Annotated in this window: 36 protein-coding genes; 25 read left to right on the forward strand and 11 right to left on the reverse strand. The window is 71.2% G+C overall.

What is annotated here, in order from left to right; translation table 11 throughout:
- Positions 1 to 118 precede the first annotated feature (118 nt).
- The 13 genes from F7P10_RS28735 (at position 119) to F7P10_RS28795 (ending at position 11,589) form a co-directional block, all read left to right on the forward strand.
- The gene (locus tag F7P10_RS28735) at positions 119 to 448 is read left to right on the forward strand and encodes a hypothetical protein (RefSeq protein ID WP_151013957.1); all 330 of its coding nucleotides are present in this window, start codon (positions 119 to 121) and stop codon (positions 446 to 448) included.
- Complete coding sequence (locus F7P10_RS28740) at positions 448 to 882, forward strand: ATP-binding protein (RefSeq protein WP_151013959.1); 435 nt, start codon at positions 448 to 450, stop codon at positions 880 to 882. Before F7P10_RS28735 ends, F7P10_RS28740 begins: the two co-directional genes overlap by 1 nt.
- On the forward strand, positions 879 to 1,289 hold the full coding sequence (locus F7P10_RS28745; RefSeq protein ID WP_151013961.1) for a hypothetical protein: 411 nt from the start codon (positions 879 to 881) through the stop codon (positions 1,287 to 1,289). Before F7P10_RS28740 ends, F7P10_RS28745 begins: the two co-directional genes overlap by 4 nt.
- A gap of 46 nt (positions 1,290 to 1,335) precedes the next feature.
- Entirely contained in the window at positions 1,336 to 2,322 is a 987-nt protein-coding gene (hemC, locus tag F7P10_RS28750) for a hydroxymethylbilane synthase (protein WP_218040170.1), read from the forward strand.
- Positions 2,323 to 2,478: 156 nt separating this feature from the next.
- A complete protein-coding gene (locus F7P10_RS28755) occupies positions 2,479 to 3,678 on the forward strand; it encodes an NADH:flavin oxidoreductase (protein WP_151013965.1) in 1,200 nt (399 codons plus the stop codon).
- Entirely contained in the window at positions 3,671 to 5,344 is a 1,674-nt protein-coding gene (locus tag F7P10_RS28760) for an AMP-binding protein (RefSeq protein ID WP_151013967.1), read from the forward strand. The genes F7P10_RS28755 and F7P10_RS28760 overlap by 8 nt, the downstream gene beginning before the upstream one ends.
- 15 nt (positions 5,345 to 5,359) lie before the next feature.
- Entirely contained in the window at positions 5,360 to 6,523 is a 1,164-nt protein-coding gene (locus tag F7P10_RS28765; RefSeq protein ID WP_151013969.1) for an acyl-CoA dehydrogenase family protein, read from the forward strand.
- The gene (locus F7P10_RS28770) at positions 6,520 to 7,464 is read left to right on the forward strand and encodes a bifunctional MaoC family dehydratase N-terminal/OB-fold nucleic acid binding domain-containing protein (protein WP_151013971.1); all 945 of its coding nucleotides are present in this window, start codon (positions 6,520 to 6,522) and stop codon (positions 7,462 to 7,464) included. The genes F7P10_RS28765 and F7P10_RS28770 overlap by 4 nt, the downstream gene beginning before the upstream one ends.
- Positions 7,464 to 8,519, forward strand: coding sequence for an acyl-CoA dehydrogenase family protein (locus F7P10_RS28775; protein WP_151013973.1), 1,056 nt, complete (start codon positions 7,464 to 7,466; stop codon positions 8,517 to 8,519). The genes F7P10_RS28770 and F7P10_RS28775 overlap by 1 nt, the downstream gene beginning before the upstream one ends.
- A gap of 2 nt (positions 8,520 to 8,521) precedes the next feature.
- Entirely contained in the window at positions 8,522 to 8,914 is a 393-nt protein-coding gene (locus tag F7P10_RS28780) for a MaoC family dehydratase (protein WP_254716077.1), read from the forward strand.
- Entirely contained in the window at positions 8,911 to 10,086 is a 1,176-nt protein-coding gene (locus F7P10_RS28785) for a lipid-transfer protein (protein ID WP_151013975.1), read from the forward strand. Before F7P10_RS28780 ends, F7P10_RS28785 begins: the two co-directional genes overlap by 4 nt.
- Positions 10,083 to 10,871 (forward strand): MaoC/PaaZ C-terminal domain-containing protein, encoded by a 789-nt coding sequence (locus tag F7P10_RS28790; RefSeq protein WP_151013977.1) that lies wholly within the window; start codon positions 10,083 to 10,085, stop codon positions 10,869 to 10,871. Before F7P10_RS28785 ends, F7P10_RS28790 begins: the two co-directional genes overlap by 4 nt.
- Before the next feature lie 40 nt (positions 10,872 to 10,911).
- A complete protein-coding gene (locus tag F7P10_RS28795) occupies positions 10,912 to 11,589 on the forward strand; it encodes a hypothetical protein (RefSeq protein WP_151013979.1) in 678 nt (225 codons plus the stop codon).
- 6 nt (positions 11,590 to 11,595) lie between these two features.
- Here F7P10_RS28795 and F7P10_RS28800 read toward each other — a convergent pair whose 3' ends face one another.
- Positions 11,596 to 12,189: a TetR/AcrR family transcriptional regulator gene (locus F7P10_RS28800; protein WP_151013981.1), complete on the reverse strand. Its 594-nt coding sequence runs from the start codon at positions 12,187 to 12,189 to the stop codon at positions 11,596 to 11,598.
- A 77-nt stretch (positions 12,190 to 12,266) separates the two neighbouring features.
- Between F7P10_RS28800 and F7P10_RS28805 the strand changes: the two genes are divergently transcribed.
- Both F7P10_RS28805 and F7P10_RS28810 read left to right on the forward strand, forming a co-directional pair.
- Positions 12,267 to 12,677, forward strand: a complete 411-nt coding sequence (locus F7P10_RS28805; protein ID WP_151013983.1) for a nuclear transport factor 2 family protein — start codon at positions 12,267 to 12,269, stop codon at positions 12,675 to 12,677.
- Positions 12,674 to 12,883, forward strand: a complete 210-nt coding sequence (locus F7P10_RS28810) for a heavy-metal-associated domain-containing protein (RefSeq protein WP_151013985.1) — start codon at positions 12,674 to 12,676, stop codon at positions 12,881 to 12,883. The genes F7P10_RS28805 and F7P10_RS28810 overlap by 4 nt, the downstream gene beginning before the upstream one ends.
- Here the strand turns inward: F7P10_RS28810 and F7P10_RS28815 are convergent.
- On the reverse strand, positions 12,880 to 13,515 hold the full coding sequence (locus F7P10_RS28815) for a glycoside hydrolase family 25 protein (RefSeq protein WP_151013987.1): 636 nt from the start codon (positions 13,513 to 13,515) through the stop codon (positions 12,880 to 12,882). The two genes, F7P10_RS28810 and F7P10_RS28815, sit on opposite strands and share 4 nt — an antisense overlap.
- 123 nt (positions 13,516 to 13,638) lie before the next feature.
- A complete protein-coding gene (locus tag F7P10_RS28820; RefSeq protein ID WP_151013989.1) occupies positions 13,639 to 15,000 on the reverse strand; it encodes an LVIVD repeat-containing protein in 1,362 nt (453 codons plus the stop codon).
- 127 nt (positions 15,001 to 15,127) lie between these two features.
- Between F7P10_RS28820 and F7P10_RS28825 the strand changes: the two genes are divergently transcribed.
- Positions 15,128 to 15,775: a nitroreductase family protein gene (locus F7P10_RS28825; protein ID WP_151013991.1), complete on the forward strand. Its 648-nt coding sequence runs from the start codon at positions 15,128 to 15,130 to the stop codon at positions 15,773 to 15,775.
- Between the two features lie 47 nt (positions 15,776 to 15,822).
- Here the strand turns inward: F7P10_RS28825 and F7P10_RS28830 are convergent, their stop codons facing one another.
- From F7P10_RS28830 to F7P10_RS28845, 5 genes are all read right to left on the reverse strand, one after another.
- Positions 15,823 to 16,329: a GNAT family N-acetyltransferase gene (locus F7P10_RS28830; RefSeq protein ID WP_151013993.1), complete on the reverse strand. Its 507-nt coding sequence runs from the start codon at positions 16,327 to 16,329 to the stop codon at positions 15,823 to 15,825.
- A 264-nt stretch (positions 16,330 to 16,593) separates the two neighbouring features.
- Complete coding sequence (locus F7P10_RS28835; RefSeq protein ID WP_218040171.1) at positions 16,594 to 16,953, reverse strand: hypothetical protein; 360 nt, start codon at positions 16,951 to 16,953, stop codon at positions 16,594 to 16,596.
- Positions 16,953 to 17,201 (reverse strand): hypothetical protein, encoded by a 249-nt coding sequence (locus F7P10_RS43520; RefSeq protein WP_218040172.1) that lies wholly within the window; start codon positions 17,199 to 17,201, stop codon positions 16,953 to 16,955. Before F7P10_RS43520 ends, F7P10_RS28835 begins: the two co-directional genes overlap by 1 nt.
- A 21-nt stretch (positions 17,202 to 17,222) precedes the next feature.
- Positions 17,223 to 18,710 (reverse strand): MFS transporter, encoded by a 1,488-nt coding sequence (locus F7P10_RS28840; protein ID WP_151013995.1) that lies wholly within the window; start codon positions 18,708 to 18,710, stop codon positions 17,223 to 17,225.
- A gap of 79 nt (positions 18,711 to 18,789) precedes the next feature.
- Complete coding sequence (locus F7P10_RS28845; RefSeq protein ID WP_151013997.1) at positions 18,790 to 19,158, reverse strand: VOC family protein; 369 nt, start codon at positions 19,156 to 19,158, stop codon at positions 18,790 to 18,792.
- Positions 19,159 to 19,289: 131 nt separating this feature from the next.
- Between F7P10_RS28845 and F7P10_RS28850 the strand changes: the two genes are divergently transcribed.
- Positions 19,290 to 20,177 carry a LysR family transcriptional regulator gene (locus F7P10_RS28850; protein ID WP_151013998.1) on the forward strand — a complete coding sequence of 296 codons (888 nt, stop codon included), beginning with the start codon at positions 19,290 to 19,292 and terminating at the stop codon, positions 20,175 to 20,177.
- 10 nt (positions 20,178 to 20,187) lie between these two features.
- Here F7P10_RS28850 and F7P10_RS28855 read toward each other — a convergent pair whose 3' ends face one another.
- Positions 20,188 to 20,382, reverse strand: a complete 195-nt coding sequence (locus F7P10_RS28855; RefSeq protein ID WP_151014000.1) for a hypothetical protein — start codon at positions 20,380 to 20,382, stop codon at positions 20,188 to 20,190.
- A complete protein-coding gene (locus F7P10_RS42755; RefSeq protein WP_218040173.1) occupies positions 20,379 to 20,708 on the reverse strand; it encodes an ATP-binding protein in 330 nt (109 codons plus the stop codon). The genes F7P10_RS28855 and F7P10_RS42755 overlap by 4 nt, the downstream gene beginning before the upstream one ends.
- 175 nt (positions 20,709 to 20,883) lie before the next feature.
- On the opposite strand from F7P10_RS42755, the gene F7P10_RS28865 reads away from it, so the two are divergent.
- The 5 genes from F7P10_RS28865 to F7P10_RS28885 are packed head-to-tail and all read left to right on the forward strand — an operon-like array spanning position 20,884 to position 22,373.
- Positions 20,884 to 21,696 (forward strand): helix-turn-helix transcriptional regulator, encoded by an 813-nt coding sequence (locus tag F7P10_RS28865; RefSeq protein ID WP_218040174.1) that lies wholly within the window; start codon positions 20,884 to 20,886, stop codon positions 21,694 to 21,696.
- Positions 21,693 to 21,863 carry a DUF397 domain-containing protein gene (locus F7P10_RS28870; RefSeq protein ID WP_151014004.1) on the forward strand — a complete coding sequence of 57 codons (171 nt, stop codon included), beginning with the start codon at positions 21,693 to 21,695 and terminating at the stop codon, positions 21,861 to 21,863. Before F7P10_RS28865 ends, F7P10_RS28870 begins: the two co-directional genes overlap by 4 nt.
- Entirely contained in the window at positions 21,860 to 22,033 is a 174-nt protein-coding gene (locus F7P10_RS28875) for a DUF397 domain-containing protein (protein ID WP_151014006.1), read from the forward strand. Before F7P10_RS28870 ends, F7P10_RS28875 begins: the two co-directional genes overlap by 4 nt.
- Positions 22,030 to 22,203 (forward strand): DUF397 domain-containing protein, encoded by a 174-nt coding sequence (locus tag F7P10_RS28880; protein ID WP_151014008.1) that lies wholly within the window; start codon positions 22,030 to 22,032, stop codon positions 22,201 to 22,203. Before F7P10_RS28875 ends, F7P10_RS28880 begins: the two co-directional genes overlap by 4 nt.
- Positions 22,200 to 22,373 carry a DUF397 domain-containing protein gene (locus F7P10_RS28885; RefSeq protein WP_151014010.1) on the forward strand — a complete coding sequence of 58 codons (174 nt, stop codon included), beginning with the start codon at positions 22,200 to 22,202 and terminating at the stop codon, positions 22,371 to 22,373. The genes F7P10_RS28880 and F7P10_RS28885 overlap by 4 nt, the downstream gene beginning before the upstream one ends.
- Before the next feature lie 133 nt (positions 22,374 to 22,506).
- Here F7P10_RS28885 and F7P10_RS28890 read toward each other — a convergent pair whose 3' ends face one another.
- Positions 22,507 to 22,995, reverse strand: a complete 489-nt coding sequence (locus tag F7P10_RS28890) for a YfbM family protein (protein WP_176611693.1) — start codon at positions 22,993 to 22,995, stop codon at positions 22,507 to 22,509.
- A 162-nt stretch (positions 22,996 to 23,157) separates the two neighbouring features.
- Between F7P10_RS28890 and F7P10_RS28895 the strand changes: the two genes are divergently transcribed.
- The 3 genes from F7P10_RS28895 to F7P10_RS28905 all read left to right on the forward strand — a co-directional run bounded on the left by F7P10_RS28895 (position 23,158) and on the right by F7P10_RS28905 (position 26,191).
- Positions 23,158 to 23,916, forward strand: a complete 759-nt coding sequence (locus F7P10_RS28895) for an IclR family transcriptional regulator (protein WP_151014014.1) — start codon at positions 23,158 to 23,160, stop codon at positions 23,914 to 23,916.
- A gap of 69 nt (positions 23,917 to 23,985) precedes the next feature.
- Positions 23,986 to 24,819, forward strand: a complete 834-nt coding sequence (locus F7P10_RS28900) for an SMI1/KNR4 family protein (protein WP_151014016.1) — start codon at positions 23,986 to 23,988, stop codon at positions 24,817 to 24,819.
- A gap of 70 nt (positions 24,820 to 24,889) precedes the next feature.
- Positions 24,890 to 26,191, forward strand: a complete 1,302-nt coding sequence (locus tag F7P10_RS28905; RefSeq protein WP_151014018.1) for a hypothetical protein — start codon at positions 24,890 to 24,892, stop codon at positions 26,189 to 26,191.
- Positions 26,192 to 26,252 lie beyond the last annotated feature (61 nt).

Raw genomic sequence — 26,252 nt, forward strand, 5'->3', positions numbered from 1 at the left:
TAGCGTGACACAGGCCGCTGGCCACATGCAGGGAGACGCAGGAAAACGAAGCGGCCCCGGGCCGGTGCTCCAACACCGGGTCCCAGGGCCTTGGCCCGACTGCGAAGGAGTCGAACCCGTGAACAACGTATCGAATCCCCCACCCTCTTCGGGTGGTGAGGGCCGGTGGCGGGCGGCGCCGGACGTGATCGTCCGGCGGGTGGGGCTGCTGGCTGATTTGGCTGCGGCGCTGGTGGTGCTGGGGTTGGCCTCGCGCTTGGTGCTGGAGGTCAACGGCGGGGTCGCGCTGTCGGCGCTCGTCGGCCGCCGGATCGTGACGGTGGCGGTCGTGCAGGACGAGCGGGGTGGGTCGGCGTACGTGTGGGGCCGGTCGGCGCGGTTCCCGGCGGGTGCGGGCGTGGAGATGACGCGGCGTGCGGCGGCGGCGCTGGCGGCGGGTGTGCGGTGATGCTCTGGGACGGCGGGAGCGTCGAGCGGGTCACGGGCCGCGACGGTGCGGGTGTGGACGTGCGGGAGGTGCGGCGCCGGGTGCGCCGCGAGGTCGAGCGGCACGGCGCGGCCCCGGTCGACCTGGGCGACGTTGACCTGATGGTCAGCGAGATCGCGACGAACGCGCTGAGGTACACCGCGTCCGGACACGAGGGCGGGGGTGTGCGGGTGGCCGTGCGGTCGGTGGCCGATCGGTTCCGGGTCGAGATCACCGACGACGGCGGGGCGGTGACGCTGCCGGTCGTGAAGGCGGTGGCGACGGACGAGTGGACCACAAGCGGGCGGGGGCTGGCGATGGTGGCGGCCCTGTCGGACTGCTGGGGGTTCGATGGCGCCGCCGGGGGGCCGGTGACGGTCTGGTTCGAGATCGAACGACAGAAGGGAGCGGAGTGACGCACGTGTGGACGCGGCGGGCGGCCGTGATGTCGGCGGCCGTCCCGCTGCGGGTGCGGACGCGGTTCGGGCGAGGCACGGCGGCGCGGAATCTGCGGTTGCTGGAGAGGGGGCTGATCTATAAGGGATGGCACTGCCTGCGGCTGTACGCACCGGCGGCGGGGCCGTTGATGTGGGTTTACGCCGGTTCCGGTGCTCGGGAGGTCGGAACGCTGGTGACGGTGCGGGCCGCTGCGGACGGGGGCTGGTGGTTCTACCGGTCGCCGGACGGGCGCGGGCGCGGGGTGCGGCTGGCGTCGTGCGGGGACGCGGCGGCGGCGGCCGAACGGCTCGACGTTCACCTGAAATCCCGGCTCTACCCGGGCACCTTCCCCCGAGTGCCGGGGCACGGCGAAACATGGAGTTGAGCGGATGAGCGAGGAAACGGCGAGTGTTCTGGCTAGGGTCTCGGCCGTGACGGATCTCGTGCCCACGGGGCAAGGCGCGGTGGAACCGGCGTTCTCGTGGTCGGGTGGCGGTGGGACGCTTCGGCTGGGCACGCGCACGTCTCCGCTGGCGATGGTGCAGGCGCGCGCGGTGGCCGAACGGCTGGAGGCCGTCGCGGACGTCCGCGTCGAGGTCACCGGGATTCAGACGGCGGGCGACCGGCATCAGGGCGACCTTGCGGAACTGGGGGGTAAGGGCGCGTTCATGCGCGAGATCGACCGCGCGCTGATCACGGGCCGGGTGGACGTGGCGGTGCACTGCCTCAAGGATGTGCCCGGCGACGTTCCGCGACCGAACGGGCTGGTCTTCGCCGCCTACGTGGCCCGCGACGATACCGCCGACGTGATGCTGTTCCCGATGGCGAGCAGGGTTCAACGGCTGGCGGACCTGGCACCGGGTGCGCGGGTCGGCACCTCGGCGGTGCGGCGGCGCGCCCAGCTCGGGCAGATCCGGCCGGACCTGTGTGTGCAGTACCTGCGCGGGAACGTCAATTCGCGGCTGGGGCGGCTGGACGCCGGTGAGGAGTTCGACGCGATCGTACTCGCGCGGGCGAGCCTGGGACGGCTGGGCATCGACCGTCCGGGCGAGGAACTCGACATCATTCCGGCGGTGGGCTCGGGCGTGCTGGCGGTGGACTGCCGCAGCGTCGATTCCGACATCGTGGAACTGGTGCGGCTGCTGGACGATCGCGAGACCCGGCGGTGCGTCGCGGCGGAGCGGGCGATGCTCCACGCATTGCGAGGACACTGCAACAGCCCGATCGCCGGGCACGCGCGGCTGGAGCGGGACGGGCAACTGAGCCTGCGCGGAATGGTCTTCACCCGCGACGGCTCGCGGTTCGTGCACGCGCAGGAATGGGCGCCGCCGGACAAGGGGCCGGACCTGGGGGCGTACGTGGCGGGTGATCTCCTGCGCAAGGGCGCACGGGACCTGATCGACGGCATTCCGCACTGAGCGGTTCATCGGGGGAGTCGCGGCCTGGGGGCGCGGCTTCCTTGCTCCAAGCCATGAGGTAGTTCCGTCGCTCCCAGTGAGCGGGATGTCCGGAGCGTCCGGGCATCCCGCTCATTACGTTCGTGCCAGAAAGTGAACGCGCAGACGGAGGACCCCATGACATCGCAAGTTCCCGACGTGCTCGCCCCGGCGAAACTGGGACCCGTCACGCTGCGCAACCGGATCGTCAAGGCCGCGACCTACGAGGGCCTCACCAAGAAGGGGCAGGTCACCGATCCGCTGATCGACTTCCACGTCCGGCACGCCCGCGGCGGCGCCGGGATGACGACGGTCGCGTACTGCGCGGTGGCGCCGGAGGGCCGCACCGACTCGCGGCAGATCCACTGGCGGGACGAGGCGATGCCCGGCCTCCGCAAGCTGACCGACGCCGTGCACGCCGAGGGCGCGGCCGTCCAGGCGCAGATCGGGCACGCGGGGCCCGTCGCCAACCCCAAGAGCAACAAGCTTCCGGCCCTCGCGCCGAGCCGCCACTTCCACATGACCACGCAGACCGTCGCGAAGGCCGCCACGCAGGCCGACCTGGACCGCATCGTCCAGGCGCACGGGTACGCGGGCAGGATGGCCATCGAGGCGGGTTTCGACTCGGTCGAGATCCACATGGGGCACAACTACCTGACCAGCTCGTTCCTCAGCCCGAAGATCAACCACCGCAAGGACCGGTACGGCGGCTCCCTGGAGAACCGAGCCCGGCTGGCGCGCGACATCGGCCGCGCCGTCCGGGACGCCGTCGGCGACCGGATCGCGATCACCGCGAAGCTGAACATGGACGACGGCGTCCCCGGCGGGTTCTGGATCGACGAGGCCATCCAGGTCGCGCGGTGGCTGGAGGAGGACGGCTCGGTCGACGCCCTCCAGATGACGGCGGGCAGCTCCCTGCTCAACCCGATGTACCTGTTCAAGGGCGACGCGCCGCTGCACGAGTTCGCGTCCGTCATGAAGCAGCCGACGAAGCTCGGTATCAAGCTCATCGGCAAGCACTTCCTCAAGGCCTACCCCTACGAGGACCTGTACCTCCTCAGGGACGCCCGGCAGATCCGCGCCGCCGTGAAGCTGCCGATGATCCTCCTCGGCGGCGTCACCGACCGGGCGTCCATGGACACCGCCATGGCGGAGGGGTTCGAGTTCGTCGCGATGGCCCGCGCGCTGCTCCGCGAGCCCGACCTGATCAACCGGATCAAGGACGACCCCGCGACCGGGTCGCTGTGCATCCACTGCAACAAGTGCATGACCGCGATCTACGGCGGCACCCACTGCGTGCTGTCCACCGAGCCGGCCTGGGGGAGCGCCCGTGCCTGAGGCCACGGGGCGGGACGAGACGATCGCCGGGCTGCTGCTCGCGCGCCTCGGCGACGACCGTCCCGGCCTGCGCAGCCGCGACCGGACGTGGACGTGGGACGAGGTCGTCCGCGAGAGCGCGGCCCGCGCGGGCCTCGCCCGCGAGCTGCGCGCGGACGACCGGCCGTTCCACATCGGCGTCCTGCTCGACAACGTGCCCGAGTACGTGCTGTGGCTCGGGGCCGCCGCGCTGGGCGGCGCGACGATCGTCGGCATCAACCCGACCCGCACCGGCGCCTACCTGGAGCAGGAGGTCCGGCACACCGACCTCCGGTTCGTCGTCACCGACGCGGCGGGCGCGGAGCTGCTCGACGGCCTCGACATCGGCGTCCCCCGCGACCGGTTCGTGCTGGTCGACGACGCCGGGTACGCGGGGCGCGTGGCCGCGCACGCGGCCGAGCCCGCGGCCGACCCGTCCGTCACCCCGCTGACGCAGATGCTGCTGCTGTTCACGTCCGGGACGACGGGCGCGTCCAAGGCGGCCCGCTGCTCGCAGGGGCGGCTCGCCGAACTGGGCCGGAACAACGCCGCCAAGTACGACGTCAAGCGCAACGAGATCTCGTACTGCCCGATGCCGCTGTTCCACGGCAACGCCCTCATGGCGCTCTGGGCGCCGACGCTCGCCGCCGGTGGCTGCGTGTGCCTGACGCCGAAGTTCTCCGCGTCCGGGTTCATGCCGGACGTCCGGTTCTACGGCGCGACGTTCTTCACCTACGTCGGCAAGGCCATCGGCTACGTCCTCGCGACCCCCGAGCGGCCGGACGACGCCGAGAACACGCTCACGCACGGGTTCGGCACCGAGGCGTCCCCCGAGGACAAGGCCGAGTTCCACCGCCGCTTCGGCGCCCGGCTCGTCGAGGGCTACGGCTCCAGCGAGGGCGCGGGGATGATCCGGCGGGACCCGGCCGCGCCCCCGACCGCGTTCGGCAGGCCCGCTCACGACGGCGTCCGGATCGTCAACCCCGACACCCGCGAGACGTGCGAACCGGCCGTTCTGGACGAGCACGGACGCGTCGTCAACGCCGAACGCGCCGTCGGCGAGATCGTCGACGTGCACGGCGCCGCGAAGTTCGAGGGCTACTACAAGAACCCGGAGGCGGACGCCGAACGCGTCCGGCACGGCTGGTACTGGACCGGCGATCTCGGCTACGTCGACGCCGACGGGTTCCTGTACTTCGGCGGCCGGTCCGGCGACTGGATCCGCGTCGACTCCGAGAACATCTCCGCGCTGCTCACCCAGCAGATCATCCGCCGCCACCCGAAGATCGTCGACGCCGTCGCCTACGGCGTCCCCGACCCCCGCTCGGGCGACCAGGTGATGGCCGCGATCGAGATCCCCGAGGGCGTGGAGTTCGCCGACCTCGACTTCGCCGCGTTCCTGGCCGCGCAGGACGATCTGGGCACGAAGGGCGCGCCCCGGTTCGTCCGCGTCTCGCACTCCCTGCCGACCACCGGCTCCGGGAAGCTGCGCAAGAAGGAGATGCAGCTCGAAGGGTGGCGGACCACCGACGCCGTGCACCGCTGGACCGGGCGGGGCGCGCCCGCCTACGCGCCGATGACCGACGACGACAGGACGGCACTGCGCGAGGAGTTCATCGCCAACGGCCGCCGCCGCTTCCTCCCCTGAGAAAGAGAGCCGCTGATGGACCTGCGCGAAACCGCCGAACACGGGAAACTGAGGGCCGAACTGCGGGCGTACTTCGCGAACCTGCTGCCGCCCGACGTCCGCCGCCGCGCCGGTGAGGAGGGCGTGGGCGGCGACCGGTTCCGCGAGATCGTCAAGCGGCTCGGCGACGACGGCTGGCTCGGCTACGGGTGGCCGAGCGAGTACGGCGGGCAGGGCCGCTCGACCGCCGAGCAGTACGTCTTCTTCGACGAGGTCCAGCGGGCCGGGCTGCCGTTCCCGTTCGTCACCGTCAACACCGTCGGCCCCACCCTGATGCGGTTCGGCACGGACGAGCAGAAGAAGGCGTACCTCCCCGGCATCCTGTCGGGCGACGTCGTCTTCGCGATCGGCTACACCGAGCCCGACGCCGGCACCGACCTCGCGTCCCTGCGCACCCGCGCCGTCCGCGACGGCGACTCCTACGTCGTCGACGGCAGCAAGATCTTCACCAGCGGGGCGAACACCGCCGACCACATCTGGCTCGCCGCCCGCACGAACCCGGACGCGCCCAAGCACAAGGGCATCTCGATCCTGATCGTGCCCACGGACTCCGACGGGTTCTCGTGGAGCCCCATCCAGGCCGTCGGCGGGATGGTCGTCACCGCCACGTACTACAACGCCGTCCGGGTGCCCGCGTCCGCCGTCGTCGGGGACGTCGACGGCGGCTGGGGCCTCATCACCACCCAGCTCAACCACGAGCGCATCGGCCTCGCCGCGCTCGGCGGCCGGATGATCCGCCTCTGGGAGGACGTCGCCGCGTGGGCCCGCGACGAGGGCGTCCTCGACGTCCCGTGGGTCCGCGCCGACCTCGCCCGCACGCACGCCCGCCTTGAGGCGATGCGGCTGATGAACTGGAAGATGACGATGGCCGTCGAGCACGGCACCCTCACCGGCGCCCAGGCCGGCGCCGCGAAGGCGTACGGGACCGAGACGCACATCGACGTCCAGCGCACGCTGACGAACGTGCTCGGCGCCGCGGGCCGGATCCGTCCCGAATCGCCGGGAGCCGTCCTGCACGGGCAGATCGAGCAGCTCTCCCGGCAGGGCATCGTCAACACGTTCGGCGGCGGCGTCAACGAGGTCCTGCGGGACATGGTCGCCGTGCAGGGCCTCGGACTCCCCAGGGGGAAGCGCGCATGAGCGAGCCCACCGATTACGAAGCCCGGCTCCAGGCGTTCGTCGGCCGCGAGCTCGTCGCCCGCCGCCCGGGCCCCGACCCGGTCAACGTCCCCATGATCCGCCACTGGGTCGAGGCCATGGAGGACGGCAACCCGATCTACCTCGACGACGAGGCCGCCCGCGCCACCGGACGGGACGGCGTCGTCGCGCCCGCGTCGATGATGCAGGCCTGGACGATGCGCGGGTACGCCGCGTCCGTCCGCCCGGACACGGCCCCGGCGGGCCCGTCGGCGTCCGACGACCTCACCGGCCTGCTCGCCGAGGGCGGCTACACGTCCGTCGTCGCGACCGACTCCGACTTCGAGTTCGTCCGGGAACTCGTGCCGGGCGACCACGTCAGCGTCGAGGAACGCGTCGAGTCGATCTCCCCGGAGAAGAAGACCGGGCTCGGCACCGGGCGGTTCATCAGCACCGTCAAGACGTACCGGGACGCGTCCGGCGAGGTCGTCGCCACCCAACGGTGGCGCATCCTCCGGTTCCGCCCGGCCGAGAAACCCGCCCCCAAGCCCGCGCGCCCCCGCCCGGCGATCAACCCCGACAACGCGTTCTGGTTCGAGGCCGCCCGCGAGCACCGCCTCGTCGTCCAGCGCTGCGCCGACTGCAAGTCCCTGCGGCACCCGCCCGGCCCGGCCTGCCCGCAGTGCGGCTCGTTCCAGTGGGACACCGCCCGGTCCTCCGGCGACGGCCACGTCTACACGTTCACCGTCAACCACCACCCCCGGCACCCGGCGTTCGACTACCCGCTGGTCGTCGCGGTGATCGAGCTGGCCGAGGGCACCCGCCTCATCGCGAACATGACGGGCGTCGCGCCCGCGGACGTCGAGGTCGGCATGCCGGTCGCCCTGGACTGGCTCGACGACGGAGACCTGTCCCTGCCGATCTTCCGCCCGAAGGAGAGCTGATGGACTTCACCCTTGGCGAGGAACTGGAAGCGGTCCGGGACCTGGCCCGGCGGATCCTCACCGACCACGCGACCCCCGAGCGCCTCCGCGCCGCCGAGGAGACCGGCGTCGACGAGGCGCTCTGGAAGGAACTCGCCGCCGCCGGGCTGCTCGGGGTCGCGCTCCCCGAGTCCGCGGGCGGCGCCGGCCTCGGGCTGTCCGGCCTGTGCGTCCTGCTGGAGGAGCAGGGCCGCACGGTCGCGCCCGTCCCGCTCTGGCCCGCGCTCGTCGCCGGCCTGACCCTCGCCGGGCACGGCACCTGCCCGCCCGAGATCGCGGACGGCACCCTCCGGTACACGCTCGCCCTGGAGGAGTTCGGCCCGCACGACCCGGCCGATCCCGCGTGCCGCGCCGTCCCGGACGGCGGCGCGTGGCGGCTCACCGGGACGAAGGCCGCCGTCCCGTCCGCGCCCGCCGCCCGCCGGATGCTCGTCTCCGCGGCGTCCCCGGACGGCCCGGCCCTGTTCGCCGTCGACACCGACGCGCCCGGCACGTCCTGGGAGCACCCCCGCACCACCGCGCACGACGTCGCGGGCACCGTCGTCCTCGACGGAGCGCCCGCCGAACGCCTCGGCGGCGGCGCCCTCGCGACCGCCCTCCGGCTCGCGCGCCTCGCGCTCGCGGCCGTCCAGCTCGGCGTCGCCGAGGGCGCGCTGCGGATGACGGCCGACTACCTGTCCGCCCGCGAGCAGTTCGGCCGCCCCCTCGGCACCTTCCAGGCCGTGCAGCACCAGCTCGCCGACTCCTACATCGAGATCGACGCCCTCCGCGTCTGCCTCTGGCACGCGATCTCCCTCAGCGCCGCCGGTGAGGACGCCGAGCAGGCGACGCTCGTCGCGAAGTGGTGGTCGGACGAGGGCGGCCTCAACGTCGTGCACCGCACCCAGCACCTCCACGGCGGCATCGGCGTCGACGTCGACTACCCGATCCACCGGTACTTCCTGTGGGGCAAGCAGATCTCCGGCACCCTCGGCGGCGCGTCCGCCGACCTCGCACTCCTGGGGGCGACCCTGTGAACGTGTCCGTCGGCGACGAGCTGCCGCCCCTGGACGTCCCGCTCACCCGCACGATGATCGTCGCGACCGCCCTCGCGAGCCGCGACTACCAGGACGTCCACCACGATCCGTCCCTCGCCGTCGAGCGCGGCTCGAAGGACGTCTTCATGAACATCCTCACGACCAACGGGATCGTCGACCGCTACGTCACCGCGTGGGCCGGACCCGCCGCCGTGGTCAAGGCGATCCGCATCCGCCTCGGCGCGCCGAACTACCCGGGCGACACGATGCGCCTCACCGGCACCGTCACGTCCCTGGACGGTGACGACGTCGAGATCGCCGTCAAGGGCGTCAACGGGATCGGCCCGCACGTGACCGGCACGGTCGTCGTCCGAATGCGAGGGAACAGCGAATGAGCGTGCTGCCCGGAGCCGCCGCGATCGCGGGCATCGGCGCCACCGAGTTCTCCAAGGAGTCCGGCCGCAGCGAGCTGCGCCTCGCCTGCGAGGCCGTCCTCGCCGCGATCACCGACGCGGGGCTGCAGCCGTCCGACGTGGACGGCATGGTCACCTTCACCGCCGACACCAGCTCCGAGATCCACATCGCCCGCAACCTCGGCATCGGCGAGCTGAAGTTCTTCTCCCGCATCGGGCACGGCGGCGGCGCCGCCTGCGGCACCGTCCAGCAGGCCGCGATGGCCGTCGCCACCGGCGTCGCCGACGTCGTCGTCTGCTACCGGGCCTTCAACGAGCGGTCCGGCACCCGCTACGGGCTCGGCCAGGCCGACCGCCCGATGGACGTCAGCGCCGACCGGGCCGCGTACTCGTGGATGACCCCGTTCGGGCTGAACACCCCCGCCCAGTGGGTCGCCATGTTCGCCCGCCGCTACATGCACGAGTACGGCGCGACCAGCGAGGACTTCGGCCGCGTCGCCGTCGTCGACCGGAAGCACGCCGCGAAGAACCCGGCCGCGTGGTTCCACGACCGGCCCATCACGCTCGCCGACCACCAGGCGTCCCGCTGGATCGCCGAACCGCTCCGGCTCCTCGACTGCTGCCAGGAGAGCGACGGCGGCCAGGCCGTCGTCGTCGTGTCCGCCCGGCGCGCCCGCGACCTGCCGCACCGTCCCGCGCTCATCTGGGGCGCCGCGCAGGGTTCCGGCAACGACCAGCACATGATGACGAGTTACTACCGCTCCGAGATCTCCGGCATTCCCGAGATGGGCCTTGTGGGCCGCCAGCTCTACGCGCAGAGCAAGCTCACGCCCGCCGACATCCAGGCCGCGATCCTCTACGACCACTTCACACCGCTCGTCCTGCCCCAGCTCGAAGAGCTCGGCTTCTGCGCCAAGGGCGAGGCCAAGGACTTCATCGCCGACGGCAACCTCGAAGTCGGTTCCCGCCTACCGGTCAACACCCACGGCGGCCAGCTCGGCGAAGCGTACATTCACGGCATGAACGGCATCGCCGAAGGCGTGCGGCTGCTGCGCGGGACGTCGCCGAACCAGCCCGGCGACGTCCACAACGTCCTGGTCACCGCCGGCACCGGCGTCCCGACCAGCGGCCTGATCCTGGGAGCCGACGGATGAACGACTGGCGCGGCCGGACCCTCGGCACCCGCACCGCCACCTACGACGAGGCCCGCGCGATCCTGTACGCCCTCGCCGCCGGAGCCCCCGCGACCGCCCTCGACCTCGTGTTCGAGCGGGACCTGCGCGTCCTGCCCACCTTCGCGCTGACCCTGGCCCAGTGGGCGCCGGACGAACTCGGCCCCGCGGGCGCGTTCGACGTCTCGACCGCCGTGCACGGCTCGCAGCGCCTGCGCGTCCGCAAGCCCCTGCCGCCGTCCGGCACGATCGCGATGGAGGCCCGCGTCGGCGAGGTCTGGGACAAGGGACGCGCGGCGGTCTTCGAGGTCGTCGTCGAGAGCGAGTACTTCGACGCCACGTGGTCGATCTTCGCGCCCGGTTCGGGCGGTTTCGGGGGTGAACGTGGGCCGTCGTCGCGGCGTCGTCCGTCCGCGGATCCCGCCCGGACCCTCACCCTGCGGACGTCGCCGAACCAGGCGGCGCTCTACCGGCTCCTCGGCGACCGGCACCACATGCACATCGATCCCGAAGCCGCGAAGGCGGCCGGAATGCCCCGCCCCTTCATGCACGGCCTCTGCACCCTCGCCGCGCTCACCCTCCCGATCGCCGAGGCGCACGAGGCCCACCCCGCCGACCTGGCCGAACTCGACGGCCGCTTCGCCGCCCCCGTCTTCCCCGGCGACGAGCTGACGATCGAGACGTGGGACGACTCCGGCGCGATCCTGTTCGAGGCCACGACCGGCGACCGCACCGTCATCTCGGGAGGCCGAGCGGTCTTCGGGTGAGCGTCGTTAAAAAGACAAGTCTGTACCCTAGTATTCGGGCATGGTCGGCAAACCCCCGAGCGCATGGTTCGTCGGCATCATGCTCGTGCCCGGCATCGGCTGGCTGGTATCGAACCGGTTCGCCGAGGACGGGTCGGACGTCCGGTTCATCCTCGGGCTGGGCGCGATCCTCGCGATCCTCGTCACCCTGTCCCGGGTGACCCTCACGTTCGTGCCGCGCATGCTGGGCGCGGCGCCCAGTATCGGGTTCATCGGCGCCGCGGCGGCCGTCTACGTCAGCCTCCTGGCGTCCGATTGGTTCGTGGCTGTGGAGAGGACCTTCACGTTCATCGTGCAGCTGGCGGCCTTCGTCACGGTGATCGCCGTAATCGTGCGAACGACCTTCGCGTTCTCGACGCCGCGCCGCGAGGCCAAGGCGTTCGAGGTGCGCGCGTGCGCCCCCGCGATCTTGACGGTCGCCGTCCTCTTCGTCCCGGCGGTGTATTCTCCCGGCGAGGTGCGGCTGGAACTGTCGCGCGGCGAACTCGACGAGTACGCGCGCACCGTCAAGGACGGCGAGCATTGTCACGAACCGCGCTGGGTGGGGTTGTACAGGGTCACTTGCGGAGCCCGCTTCGGCGGCACCGTGAGCCTGGAAATCGATGAGCCCCTGGTCCCGACGGACGGCCGCCCGTGGCTCATCAGCCCCGACTTCCGGACAACCTGGCTCCAGGACTGACAGCCGTCAGCCCGCCACGTCGCCCGGAGCCGCGCCCAGGACGCGTAGCAGGGTGACCCGGAGAGCCCCCTCCGCCTCGCCGTCCGTCATCCGGCCGGCGGACTCCTCCTCGCCCGCCGCATGAGCGAGCTTGATGACGACGGACACCAGCCAGCCGGCCGGGAGCCGGTCGTCGAACTCGCCCGCCTCCTGGCCGCGCCGGATCACCCGCTCGATCCGCGCGGCGACGGAGGCGTGCTGCGCCCGCTCGGTCCGCGGGCTCGTCGGCAGCGCGCTGATCTGCTGCACCAGGGCGGGGTACCGGCGGGCGACCCGCCCGCTCGCTTCCAGTAGCCGGAACAGGGCGTCGGCCGCGGGTCCGGAATCGGGGTCGGTGGCGTCCATCGCCGCGACGGACTCCTCGGTGATGCGATCGACGACGGCCGAGAGCAACTGCTCCCTGGACGCGAAGTGGGCGTAGACGGTCTGGCGGGTCACGCCCGCGTCGGCGGCGACCGCCGCCAGACCGGCGTCGGGCCGTGCCTCGAGGACCCGGACGGCGGCGTCCAGCACGGCGGCCCGGCTCCGCTGGGCGTCGGCACGGCGGTTGCGAGGACTCAACTCTTACACCTTGTCAAAAATAGCTCAGGCTGGATATCTTACAGAGCGTCAAAGATATCCGGTTTCCCTGGAGCGTCATGCAGCCACCGAGCACCGCCGACCCGAAGCGGTTCATCGCCGACTTCTTCACCTCGTTCAACGAGGAGCTGATACGCGGCGACGACGAACCCGCACAGGTCGTCGACCGCTACCACACCGCCGACATCGTCCAGGTCGCCGACGGGCGCCGGATGGACCGGGAGAAGCTGATCGCGCACGTCCGGCCGTTGCGCAGGAACCGGCCGGAAGGCCGGATCGAGGTGCACGAGGCCATCGCGGACGGCGACCGCATCGCCGCCCGTTACACCCTCCACGTAAAGATCCGGGGGAAGGAGCTCTCCATCGAGGTCTGCTTCTTCGGCCGGTTCGCCCCGGACGGCCGGATGTGCGACGCGCACATGCTCACCCGCGACGTTCCGCAGCCCGACGAGGGTGAGGAGCCCGCATGAGCGAGAGCGAGTACCGCGTCACCGGCATGGTGTGCGGCCACTGCGCCGCCTTCGTCACCGAGGAGATCGAGCGCATCCCGGGCGTCACCGGCGTCACGGTCGACGTCGAGGGCGGACGGGTCACGGTCGCGAGCGACGGGGACCTCGACGTCGCGACCGTACGGGCGGCCGTGGAGGAAGCGGGATACGACCTCGCGAGTGACTAGCTCCGGCCGAGTGCCAGCGCCTTCAGGTCGGCGAGGCTCTCCCGGTAGGCGTTGACGTCGCAGCGGCCCGAGATGCCCTCGACGGTGCCGCTCGACGAGAACTGCAGGATCGAGATCGGCTCCCCGCCGAACTCCGTCCACCACGAGTCCTTGACCTTCTCGTACAGCGACTCCGGCGAGCCCGACCCGTTCACGTAGTGGGACTGCCAGATCGTGTCGAAGAAGCCCAGGTCGGGGCTGCCGGTCTGGTTCCAGTACCAGCGCGGGAAGTAGCCGAACACCGGGTGCCCGTCCGTGCGGTCCTTGAACTCCGACACCCAGTCGCGGGCCGTCGCCGCGTCCGCGCCGGACGCCTCCACGTCCAGCGCGACGGCGAGGTCGGAGACGTCGCCGGCCTTGTCGAGGAAGTACCGCGCCTGGTCGGCGCCGTCACCGCCGTGCAGGAAGTGGTAGGTGCCCGGGAGGAAGTCGTCGCCGAGGGCGGCCATCTTGTCGCGGTTGTGGCCCCAGGTTGGATTCGTGTACCCGGTCCCCTCGGTGACCTTGGAGAAGGCGAACTTGATGCCGTCGCCGTGAACGGCCTCCCAGTCCGGTTCTCCCTGATAGCTCGCTACGTCCACTCCGAATATCAACGGTGCCTCCTGGGGGTGAGGGGGGCGGCGTCACAGGCGCCCTGTTACTTACGGTAGTTACCCAGTTCGTCTGTGTCGCTGTGGTTAGGTTCTCGTTGTGCCCCGTCCGCGGGATCTGGCCGTTCATGCGCGAGGGCCGGTGTAGCGCAGGATCCACAGGCCCTGGTTCTTGTCGGAGATGTAGATGTAGCCCCGGCGGTCCACGACCACGTCCTCGGTCTGCGCCACCAGCGCGTCCTCGGGCATCGGCCCGTACCGGCGGGTCGGCTCCGGCGGGACGAAGTAGCCGACCTCGCGCGGCAGCCGGACGTTCGAGACGTCGTAGACGCGCAGCCCGGCGTTGAAGTGCGCGATGTAAAACAGGTCGCCCTGCCGCTGCACGTCCGGGTGGTGCTGGTGGTGGTTGATGTTGTGCGGGCCGCTCCAGCCGCCCCGCGTGGCGAAGTCGTCGTAGGGCGCGTCCGCCGGTGGGACCGGGGCGGGCAGCGTCGACAGCAGCCAGGGCTCGGCCGGGTCGGAGATGTCGACGATGGACGCGTGCGGCGCCGGGCCCGCACCGTAGGAGACGTCCTCGGAGTTGGCGAACGCGATCTCGCGTCCGGGCACCGGCAGAACCCCGTGCACGCCGAACCTCGAATGGAACGGCGGGCTGAAGCTCAGCCCGCCCACCCGGCGCGGCCGCGAGACGTCCGAGATGTCCAGGACGACCATGCCCGCCCCGCCGTACGGCAGGTAGACGTGCCTCCCGGCCGGGTACGCGGGCCCGTGCAGCGACACGTCCCCCGCGTTGCCGCAGCAGAACCCGTGCGAGTGCGGTTCCGCGTCCGTCGGCTCCCCGGCCTCCCCGTCGCGCTGGCCCGGCACCCACCAGCGCCCGACCTCGCGCGGACGCCGCCGGTCGCCGATGTCCAGGATCACGTAGATGTTCCCCGAGAACCCTTCGAGGCCCGCGGCCAGATGCACGTACCGTCCGCCCGGATACAGGTTGCGGTGCGTGCCGGTCCCGCCCGTCCGGTAGTGGCTCAGCCTGCGGGGACGCACCGGGTCGGCGATGTCCCAGATGTAGACGCCGTCCTCGAAATCGGCGGACGGGTCGCCGCCGAAGTTGGGGAAGACCCGCTCCAGCGCGGTGACCATCGTGTCGCCCGACAGGTCCACCTGGAGCGTCCAGGTGTCGTCCGGTCCGGGGACGAACTGCACCACCTCCGGCCGGCGCGGGTCGGTGACGTCGACGACGCTCCACCCGCTGTGCCAGAAGTGGCCGGTGTAGAGGTACCAGCGGCCCCGCACCTGACGCACCGCCATCTTGAACGCGGGCCGGTGATCGAGGTCGCTGTACCCGACCGCCTCCACGTTGTGCGCGTACGCGCCGCGCGGCGGCCGGGGCGTCGACGCCGCCGCCGGCCCGATCCCGCCCACCCCGAGCGCGGCTGCCCCTGTCAGCGACGCCTGCAACGCGCGCCGCCGTCCGATCTCCCTGGTCATGATCGACCTCCTCGGAGATCATCGAAGAGGGCGTGCCATAAAGCCGCTTTAAAGGCCTCCGAGAGTGCCGTTTTCGCTTGATGCTAGGTTGATTTCCGATGGTGGCGCCGGACGGGCTGGAGCGGGCATGACGGGATCGGCCACGGACGTGTGGACGGTGATGTCGACGGCGCGGACGATCCGCCGGTTCACCGGCGAGCGCGTCGACGACGCGACGCTGCGGCGCTGCCTGGAGGCCGCGACGTGGGCGCCGTCGGGCGCGAACGCGCAGGAGTGGCGGTTCGTCGTGCTCCGGTCGCCGGAGTCGCGGGCCGTCGTCGCGAAGGCCGCCGAGCAGGCGCTCCGGGTGATCGAACCGGTCTACGGGATGAGCCGCCCGGACGACGCGGACGACAGCCGCCGCGCCCGCGCCAACCGCGCGACGTACGAACTGCACGACCGCGCGGGCGAGTTCACGTCCGTCCTGTTCACCCAGAAGCGCTTTCCCACGGCGTCGGAGCTGCTGCTCGGCGGGTCGATCTTCCCCGCGATGCAGAACTTCCTGCTCGCGGCGCGAGCCCAGGGGCTCGGGGCGTGCCTGACGAGCTGGGCGTCCTACGGCGGCGAGCCGCTGCTGCGCGAGACCGCCGGGGTGCCGGACGGCTGGATGCTCGCCGGGCACGTCGTCGTCGGCTGGCCGCGCGGCAACCACGGCCCCGTCCGCCGCCGTCCCGTCGCGGACGTCGTCTACCTGGACCGCTGGGGAGAACCGGCGGACCTGCCCGCCGCGACCTGACCCCGGTGGGGACGCCGCCCGAAGCCGGACGGCGCCCCCGGACGGTGTCAGACCCCGAACGCCGCCGGATAGGCGATGGTGCCTCGGGGCACCGGGCGGGCGTCGTCCAGCGCCATGGCCATCATCGCCTCGTCCGGCGCCTCGAAGGGCGCGCGGATGCCGAAGCCGGACGCGGGGGCGAACCCGAACCGCGGGTAGTAGTCGGCGTGCCCCAGGACGACGACGAGGTTCTCGCCCATGTCCCGTGCGGCGTCGAGGCCAGCGCGGATCGCGGCGGATCCGGCGCCCGTCCGCTGCACCGGCGGCAGCACCGCGCACGGGGCCAGGGCCAGGGCGGGTTCGCCGCCGACGTGGCAGCGGGTGAGCAGGGCGTGCCCGACCACCGCGCCGTCCGCGTCGACGGTGACCGTGGACAGGCCGCCGATCCACGCCGCCGGGTCGGCGCGCAGCGCGTCGACCAGGTCGGCCTCCTCGGCGGACGGGAAGGCCGCGAGGACGACCTCGCGGATGGCGCCGACGTCGCCGGCGGTCTCGGGACGCGTGGTCCAGTTCATGGCGGCGGAGGGTGAAGAAGTTGGCAACGTAGAGACCCTTGAACAGGGGCCCCGATACAGCGTGGAATCAGCTCAGAGCGGGGCCCGGGACGTGAGGATGGTCCTGCGGGCACTGCACGCGGCAATGGCGTCGCCGACGTTCATCGACTCACCTCCCACTCGTCTCGTCTCGTCCGTCTCTACGACGCCCAAGCTAGCACGGCGGGTCGAGCCGGGCGATGGCCCGTTCGACCTCGCCGGGATCCTGCATGCCCGGCGCGGCGTTCAGGAGACCTTCGGCGCGGCGCGCATGCCGATGTATACCGCCGGGACGTCCCCGGCGGGCGTCGCGAAGACGACGGGCATGTAGTCCTCGCTGAACGCGGCGCCGACGCCGGTCCCCGCGAACACGGTGGGTGAGACGGGGATCAGCGTGATGTCGAGCGGCGGCGAGAAGTCCTTCATCCCGTCGACGAACTCGTACACCAGGCGGGGACGCCCGTCCCGCACCGATGCGGTGATCAGGACGCCCTCACGCTTGTGGGTCCCGATGAACGGCGTGAAGTCGACGTCGGCCGGGGTGGCGGGCGGCGCGAAGGCCGGTGGCATGGTGACGTCCGCGAGCTCGGCCAGCAGCTCCTTCATCAGCGCGGTGTACAGCGGGCGGGCACCGCCGCCGTTGGTGCACAGATCGCCACTCCCGCCTGCGGGGCGACGCGCAGGTAGGCGTACTGGCCGATGGACGCGCCGTCGTGGCCGTAGCCGGGAACGCCGTTCGTCCAGCCGGGCCTGCCAGCGGTCGCGGTCGAAGTCGCGTCCGGCGGAGTCGCGGACGCCCCACGCCCCCCGGCTTCCCGGTTGCCTGCGGCGTCCCAGGTGAGAGTGTCGGTCATCGTGGTGTCTCCTCGATGGTGTCAGTGGCTGGCGCCGACGAGCGGCGTGCCGGGTTCGGCGGGGGCGGTCGGGACGGGCGGGGCGGGCCTGCGGCCCCGCATCAGGAACAGCGCCAGGACGGCCGCGGCGAGTACTCCGGCGGCGGCGCCGGTGAAGGCGGTGGACATGGCGGCCCCGTAGGCGTCGCGGGCGGCGTCCGCCAGGGACGGGTCCGCGACGGCGATGGAGTGCTTGGCGGCCTCCGGCGCGTCGGCGGGCATGGCCGCGGCGTAGGCGCCGGTGGCCAGACTGCCCAGGGCGACGACGCCGAGCGCGGCACCCGCCCGCGGGATGGCGTCGTGCAGCGCCGATCCGCCACCCGCCCGCTCGGTGTGGATGGCTCCCATGAGGGCGGCGACCGCGCTGGGCATGGCGAGCCCGCCCCCGGCGCCGAGGACGAACTGGGCCGCGGCCAGCGTCGCCGGGCTCCCGGAGGAAGCCGCGAGGATGCCGAACCCGGCTGCCATCACGACCATGCCGAGGGCCGCGACGGCGCGGTTGCCGATCCTGCCGCCTAGAGCGGCGCCGACCCCGTTGGAGATCAGTGAGGCGAGCGCCATCGGGATGAAGGCCAGCCCGGCCTCGGTAGGGGTGTGGCCGAGCCCGAACTGGAGGTACCGGGTCAGCACCAGCAGCAGGCCGCCGTTGCCGACCTGGATCAGGGTGAGCGACAGGCTGTCCCCGGCGAAGTCGCGGTCGCGGAAGAGGGAGAGCGGCACCATCGGGGAGGGCGTGCGCAGCTCCCAGACCACGAACGCGGTGAGTGCGGCCACGGTGAGGGACAGCGCGGGCCAGGAGACGCCGTGCGCGAGCCCGTTGACCGTCCACACCAGCGCGGACATGCCGACGATCGACAGCACCGCGCCGACCGGGTCGGGCCGGGTGGCGGGGCCCTTGGACTCGGGCATCAGCGCCAGCGCGGCGACGACGGCCAGCGCCGCGATCGGCACGTTGATCAGGAAGATCGACTCCCAGCCGTGGGAGGCGATCAGGACGCCGCCCAGGACCGGGCCTCCGACCATGCCGAGCATGGCGACCGCGCCCCAGGCGGCCATGGCCCTGCGCCGCTCGCTCGCGTCGGTGAACACGGTGATGAGGATCGACAGGGTGCCGGGCATCACCAGCGCGCCGCCCACGCCCATCGCCACGCGCGCCGCGGTCAGCGCCCCGGGGCCGGTGACCAGGGTCGCCGCCAGGGAGGCCGCGCCGAACAGCACCAGCCCGACGACCATCACGCGGCGCCGTCCGTACCGGTCCGACAGCGAGCCGGCGGTCAGCAGCAGCCCGGCGAACACCAGCATGTAGGACTCCAGGACCCACTGGACGTCCTGCGGACTCGCGCCCAGGTCGGCGGCGAGCGACGGCACCGCGACGGTCAGCGCCATGTTGTCGACGACCAGGACCAGCGTGCTGAGGCAGAGGACGACGAGGATCAGCCAGCGGCGCGGGCCGTACTGCGGGACACTCATGATGGGTGACTCCTTGATGACTGTGTGTAGTTTGCTGCGGGCGTGGTCATGCGGGGAAACGGGCCCCGGGCATGAGAGGTCAGGCGCCCGCGGGCGCGACCCACTCCACGAGTTCGATCTCCAGGCCGTTGGGGTCGACGAGCCGCAGCGACCACTCGCCCCACGGCCACCGCCGCAGCGGTGCGGACATGGCCGCACCCTCCTGCCGCAGCCGGGCGTGCTCGGCGACGATGCCGGTGACGGTGAAGGTCACGACCGTCGGGAGGTGCGGCGGCTCGGCGGGCGGGCACCGCCGCAGCATGATGTCGGCGGCCCCGTCGTCACGCGTGAGCCAGACGAGTTCGTCGGTCACCAGTTCCTCGCGGAAGCCGAGGTGGGCGCTGAGGAACCGCCGGGAGGCGTCCGGGTCCGCGACCGGCACCGCCACACTGGTGGCGACGACGTTCATGGCGTTCGTCCTCCTTGGGATAATTGCGGCGGGAATCGAGCGATGTCGCCAAGCGTGCCCGTACGGCCGGCCCGGAACAACGGCGCATGTCGCAACGATCCGTTTACTGACGATTCATGGTGGAGTGGGCGTTGGACCTGCGTGAGATCGAGATCTTCCTGACCCTGACGGAGGAACTGCACTTCGGCCGCACCGCCGAGCGGCTCCACCTGTCGGTCGCCCGGGTCAGCCAGGCGATCAAGAAGCAGGAGCGCGCCGTCGGCGCCGCGCTGTTCGAGCGCACCAGCAGGTCGGTCCGGCTGACGCCGGTCGGCGAGCAGCTCAGGGACGACCTGGCGCCGCACTACCGGGGGCTGGAGGAGGCCATGAACCGGGCCGTGCTCGCCGCCCGGGCGAAGACCGAACTCCTGCGGGTCGGCATGATCGGCGGCGGCAACGCCCGCGACCTCAAGCCCCTCCTGGAGGCGTTCGCCGACCGGAACCCCGGCACCGAGCTCCAGATCCGCAGCCTGACCTTCGGCGACCCGTTCGGTCCGCTGCGCAACGGCGACGTCGACGTCGCGGTTCTCTGGCTGCCCGTCAAGGAACCTGATCTGACGGTCGGGCCGATGGTCTTCACCGAGCCGATCGTCCTGATGGCCTCCAGCGACCATCCATTCGCGGACAGAGCCCAGGTCTCCTACGAGGACCTTGCCGGCCAGGTCGTCGTCGACCCTCCGAAACCCAAGTACTGGGGCGAGACGCTCATCCCCGCCCGCACGCCCGGCGGCAGGCCGATCCGGAGGGGCCCGAAAGCGGGCGAGATCCTCGAAGTGATCGCGGCGGTCGCCTCGGGCCAGATGGTGACGCCCGTGCACGCCCAGACCGCGCGCTACTTCGCCAGGCCGGACATCGTGTACATCCCCATCGAGGATGCACCGCCGGCCCGGTGGGCGCTCATCTGGCGCAACGACGCCGAGGCCGAGGCGGTCCGCGCCCTCGCGCGCGTGATCGCCGAACACGGCCCCCTCGAGCTGTAGGCGCGTGCGGTCACGGGCCGAGCCGCCGGACCGCCCGCGACACCCCGCCGGGATCGGCCGCGCGGATCGCGTCGACCAGCCCGTCGACGGACGAGGCCGTCACGTGCGTCCGTCCGGTGGCCCGCCAGACCCCGTGGACGTCCCGCGTGATCGTCCATCTCGGGAGCAGGTGCCGGAGGAACAGCAGGAGGAGTCGCTCGTTCACGCCGCCGGGAGCTTCGCCCACGTGATCTTGCCGCCCTCGTTCAGCTCCCGGACGCCCCACGCCTGCACGATCTCGGACATCAGCAGCAGCCCGCGTCCCGACGTCGCGGCGTAGTTCGCGGGCTGCACCACGGGACGTCCCGCGCCGCCGTCCCAGACCTCGATGACCACGAGCCCGTCGCGCTCGTCCCGGAACACCCGCACGACAATCGGCCCCTCGCCGTGCCGGAAGCCGTTGGTCACGAGCTCGCACACCACGAGCCGTGCGCTGTAATCGTCGGCAATGCCCCATTCGCGCAGTTTCTCGGCCACGAACTTCCGCGCCACCGACGGCGCTCGCTCATTCGATTCGAGAACCAGCGTCGGAATCTCCGGTGCCAGTGCTGCTGATGACATGCCGTGCCCCCTCGGACGTTTCCTTCGTTGTTCGCCTGACCAGCGTGCACGCTCCGCGTTAGGCTCGCTACGTTCCGGAATGGTTCGCAACAAGCCGGGGGTAGCCATGTACGCACGGGAAGCTCTTGACCCCTCGAGATCCTTTTGGCACTTCATAGCGGTTCACCTGCGGCGTTACCGCGAAGCGCACGGCATGTCCGGGCAGGCGCTCGCCACCGCGCTCGACTGCGATCGCTCGACGGTTTCCAGATACGAGTCCGCGACCCTCAAGATCAGGCCAGCACACGCGGAGATCGTCGACCGCCTGTGGGAGACGAACAACATGTTCGCGAACCTGATCGGATTCGCGGACCGGGCCGACGAGGGGGACTGGCTCCTCTCCCTCGCGGAGTTCGAGCGCCGCGCCACCCGCATCCGGATGTGGGAGTTCGCTGTGGTGCCCGGTCTGCTCCAGACTTCGGACTACGCACGTGCCGCGCTCTTGGCCGGAGCCACGAACGACCTGGAGGCCGACCTGGATCGGCGCATGTCGCGCAAGAGCGCGGTCTTCGACAGGAAGGATCCGCCGCGTATCACCGCGTTCCTCGGGTGGGCTGCGCTGCAACAGTTGGTCGGCTCACGCGAAATCATGCGGGCCCAGGTCGCTCACCTGGTCGAACTCAGCGAGTTTTCGCATGTCAGCATCCGTGTGCTCGAGAACGAAGCGGGGGCGCATCAGGGCTTGGAGGGCCCGTTCATGCTCCTTACGGTCGACCATCGCGACCTCGCGTACATTGAGGCGACGACCCGAGGGTGTTTCCTGACAGACCCCTTCGATGTCCAAGAGGTGGAAGTAAGGTACGAATCGATAAGCGACCGTGCTGCCCCAGTGGCTCCGTCTCGGGCCATTCTGCAGGCCGAACTGGAGAACCTCTCATGATCGAATGGCGGAAGTCGAGCCGCAGCAGTACCAGTGGACAGTCCAACTGCGTGGAAGTTGCCAACCTCCCTGGAAGCGTGGCCGTCCGAGACAGCAGAGATCCGGACGGGCCGATGCTCGTCGTCCGTCGGGACGTCTTTGCGGTGCTGGTCAAGGAGCTGAAATGATCGACGTCACCTGGCGTAAGAGCAGCCACAGTGCAGGCACGGGGGGCGAGTGCGTCGAGATGACCTCGGCGTCCGGCCATGTCGCCGTCCGGGACAGCAAGGATCCGGACGGACCGGTGATCGTCGTCCGTCGGGACGTCTTTGCGGCGCTGGTTGCAGAGTTGGAATGACCCACGTCGTGTGGCGGAAGGCGAAGCGCAGCACTGCACAAGGGGGTGACTGCGTTGAGGTTGCGGATCTTTCCGGAAACGTGGCCGTCCGAGACAGCAGAGATCCGGACGGGCCGATGCTCGTCGTCCGTCGGGACGTCTTTGCGGCGCTGGTTGCGGAGGCGAAATGACCCACGTCGTCTGGCGCAAGAGCACCCACAGCGGCGGCACCGGAGGCGAGTGCGTCGAGATGGCTTCGGTGTCCGGCCATGTCGCCGTCCGGGACAGTAAGGACCCGGACGGCCCGAGACTCGTCGTCCGTCGGGACGCCTTCGCGGTGTTGGTCGCGCAGTTGAAGTAACCCACGACGTGTGGCGGATGGCGAAGCGCGGCACTGCACAAGGGGGTGGCGCGCACGTCCGCACCTGGGGCGTTGGTCGACGCAGACCGCACCAGATCCGGCTCCTGCACGTTCCTCGTGCTCGGAAGCCGGATCAGGTCGCGGTGAAGATCACCGCGCGTCCGCTCTCGGCCGCCCGCTCGTAGAACTTCCGCATGTCCACGAAGTTCTCCCACGTGTAGTCGAAGTCCTCCTCATCGTGTGGCCCGTTGTAGTCGGCGGCGTCCATGGCGTCGAATCGCTGTCGCAGCCACACCCGGTCCACCCGATTCAGCGCCTCGGCCACCTCCCGCACTTCGGCAGCGGTGATATGCACCACGTAGTACTCCTCGTGAAGGTGCCGACCGCCGAGGACGGCGTGCGACAGGGGATACTCGCCGCCGTCGGGGTCGAGAGATCCATCGCCGAGGCAGCGATGGATCGCGTCCCACGCCTTGTCGCTGGAAACCGCCAGGCCGTCGTCATCGCGGTTCTCTTCAAGGTCTTCGAGGACGTCCCCGACCTCGATGTCGCTCTCATCCTTCACTGAGAGCAGGAACCGCTCCTGCTCGGCGGTGGTGACGGCGAAGTGCACTCCAAGCATGCCCGGAGATGCTAGCTGCGCCAACGAACCCTGATCATTCCTAACGTTCGGTCGTCTCCCGGTCGATCTTCGCATTGTGAGAGAGTTGCTCCGCAATGTGAGGCAGGTGGATCCGGAGTCCGGGTCCGTCGAGCACGGCCGGCCCGACGAGGAGACGACGACATGTCCGAGCCCGCGCGCAGGCGCAGCGGTGCCGAGAGCGCCCGCAAGGTCCTCCAGCTGCTGCTGGAGTTCGACGAGGAGCGCCCCACGCGCGGCGCGGCCGACCTGGCGGGCGCGCTCGGGATGCCCGCCAGCTCGATGTACCGGTACCTCTCGGTGCTGCGGGAGACGGGCATGATCGAGGAGGTCGGGTCGGGCGAGTACCGGCTGTCGTGGGTGTTCGTGCGGCTGGCCCGTGCGGCGCGCGCGGGCGGGCGGAGCCTGGAGGAGGCGGCCCGGCCGGTGCTGGAGTCGGTCGTGGCGGAGTGCGGCGAGACCGCGCTGCTGATCAAGCGGGTCGGGTGGAGCGCCGTGTGCGTCGACCGGGTCGACTCCCCGCACGCCGTGCGGTTGCAGTTCAGCCCGGGGGAGCCGATGAGCCTGCACGAGGGGTCGGCGGCGCGCGTTCTGCTGGCCTCCATGCCGCTCGCGGAGCGGCGGCGCTACCTGGCGTCGGTGCCGGAGCTGACCGAGCCCGTCCGCGACCAGCTCCAGACCGACGTGGAGACGATCGTCCGGATCGGGTGGACGGAGAGCTTCGGCGAGGTCGACGACGGGATATGGGGGGTCTCGGCGGCGATCCGCGACCAGGGACGGGTCGTCGCGGCGCTCGGCGTCGCCGGGCCGCTGTACCGCCTCCAGCAGAGCGACCGCGCCCGGACCATCCAGCTCGTGATCTCCGGCGCCGACGAGATCACCGCCGCCCTCGACCAGGGCTGAGGCACCGGACGGACGTCCGCGCGTCCGCCCGTGGCGCGATGTCGGTGGCGGGTGCTTGGGTGGCTTCCCATGGACCGCGAGGAACTGCTGTCGACCGTGTTCCGCCTCATGGAGGCCGAGACCGGTGACCTGACGTGCGAACGTCCCGGGCATGCGGACGGGCACATCTGCCTGCCGGTCGCCGATCACGTGGTCGTCCCGGATGACGTCCTCCGCAGCCGGTACCCCGGTGTGTACTGGAGGGACGAGACGCCCATGGCGCTTCCGGACGGGCACGACTGGGACCACGCGTGGGCGCACGGCATGCGGGCGGTCGCGGTCGGGCAGGACGCGGACGGCGGGTCGGTCATCGCCGTCGCGGAGCGGACGATTCCGGGGCCCGTCGAACTGCCCGCGGACATGTCGTGGGTGGAGCGGCTGGTCGCGATCACGGGCGGGCCGCCGTCGCCCGTCCCGGCACCCGACTGGGCTGCGGTCGAGTCGCGGCTGGGCACGCCGCTGCCGGGCGACTACAAGCGGCTCGTCGAGGCGTTCGGCTGCGACGGCACGTTCAACGGGTTCTTCGATGTCTTCAGCCCCGACGAACTGATCTGGCACACCGACTACCACGCCGGGGGCGACCTGGCGTACGGGGAGGAGCATCCGCCGTTCCCGGCGCCGGGCGGGCTGATCCCGTGGGCGAACAACGAGCACGAGCAGAACTACCTGTGGATCACCGAGGGCCCCGATCCCGACCGGTGGCCGGTCTACGCCGTGGACAGCCTCGACGAGGGCGGCCGGTTCGAGTGCACGGCCACGGAATTCCTCTTCCGCCAGATGACCGACCAGAAGCACCCGTTCCACACCGCCGCGGAGAACTCCCGCGGGCACTGGTTCCAGAAGCTCCCCTCCCGGAATTCCTGACGCGCATGCCCGACGGAAACGCGTTCACGGCCGGAGCCGCTTCGACACTATGTCCCCTATGCCATACACGTTGCCGCTCGTCCTTCCCGACAGCCTTGTGGACATCCACCGGATCGATCTGGCCGCGCCCTACTCCGTACGGACCTCGGGCGGTTGGGGAGTCGAGCCCCTCGACGTCGCGGCGGCTCCCCGCGGCGACGTCTATGCGCTGTACATCCTGTACCGGTACACGCCGGGCGTCGAGGACGACGAGCCCGACCCGGCCGTGGGGAACTTCCGGTACCGGATCATCACGCGGTACTCGCCGGACGGCGTTCCGCTGGCCACCGCATTGTGCTGCCCTTCCCACACCGGTCACTGGACGTCGGCGGTGGCCGACGGTAACGAGATGACGTTGTGCGTCCTGCCCGACGGCGTGCTCTCGGTGAACTCCCACCCCGACTGCACCACGCTCATCGCGCCCGATCTGAGCGCGGTGGCGGCCACCTACCGGACGGAAGGTCGACGGGCCTTCGAGGAGTTCGTGCCGGGCGATCCGTTCGCCTGCTCGATCAGTGCGACCCCGTCGGGACGGCTGCTGTGCATGACCACCGAGTACGGGGTGCAGGGATACGGCAGCAGCCTCGCCAACATCGTCGGTGTGGCGGACGGCCCGCTGACCGCGGACCACAAGCCCTCCATCCGGGCGGTGGCCTCGTTCGATCCGGAGCCGGACCGGCAGACCGAGGATGATCTGCGCCCGCACGTCCGGTTCGGCGGGCGGGCGGTGGGGTTGCGGAACCGACCGCGTCCGGCACTGCGGGAGATCTTCGAGCCGGGGGCGGCCCGCAGCAAGTGGGCGCTGTCGGAGATCTACCGCCCCGTGGCGATGTCCGACGACCTGTTCGTCGTGCCGATGCGCGCCCGCCGCGGTTCCCGGGGCGGTGCGTTCGCGTTCGCGCTCGTCAACGACGAAGCGGAGTCGACGGGACGCCTGCAGGGGATGGACCCGTGGAAGGACAGCCCCTTCACCGGTGAATGTTTCAACGTGGCCGCCGGGGGCGGGCGCGCGTTCCACCTCAACAGGTACGGCCTTTTCGTGTGGAACGCCGATGGAGAGTTGGCGGTCAATCTGAGCACGGATGACAAGGCATTCCAGCCCCTGAAGAACTTCACCTTGACGACCTGCTCACCCGCCAACGAGCTGCTCCTGGTGCACGCCAGGCAACACCTGATCCTCCGTGTTCCCGTGCCGGAGGATCTCGCCGGGTTGGGCACGTCCGTGGAGGCCGCGCTGGCCGCTTATCGCAAGGAGCGTACGGCGCTCAAAAAGCAGTGGGCGCCGATCGAGTGGCATTGGGTGCAGGACGGCGCACAAGTCCACCGGCTTTGACCCAGGCCCCTTCCGGCGGCTGCCGCGCCTCACATCTCCGCCGGAGGTCTTTCGGGCTTCT

Source organism: Actinomadura sp. WMMB 499, from assembly GCF_008824145.1.
Taxonomy (GTDB): domain Bacteria; phylum Actinomycetota; class Actinomycetes; order Streptosporangiales; family Streptosporangiaceae; genus Spirillospora.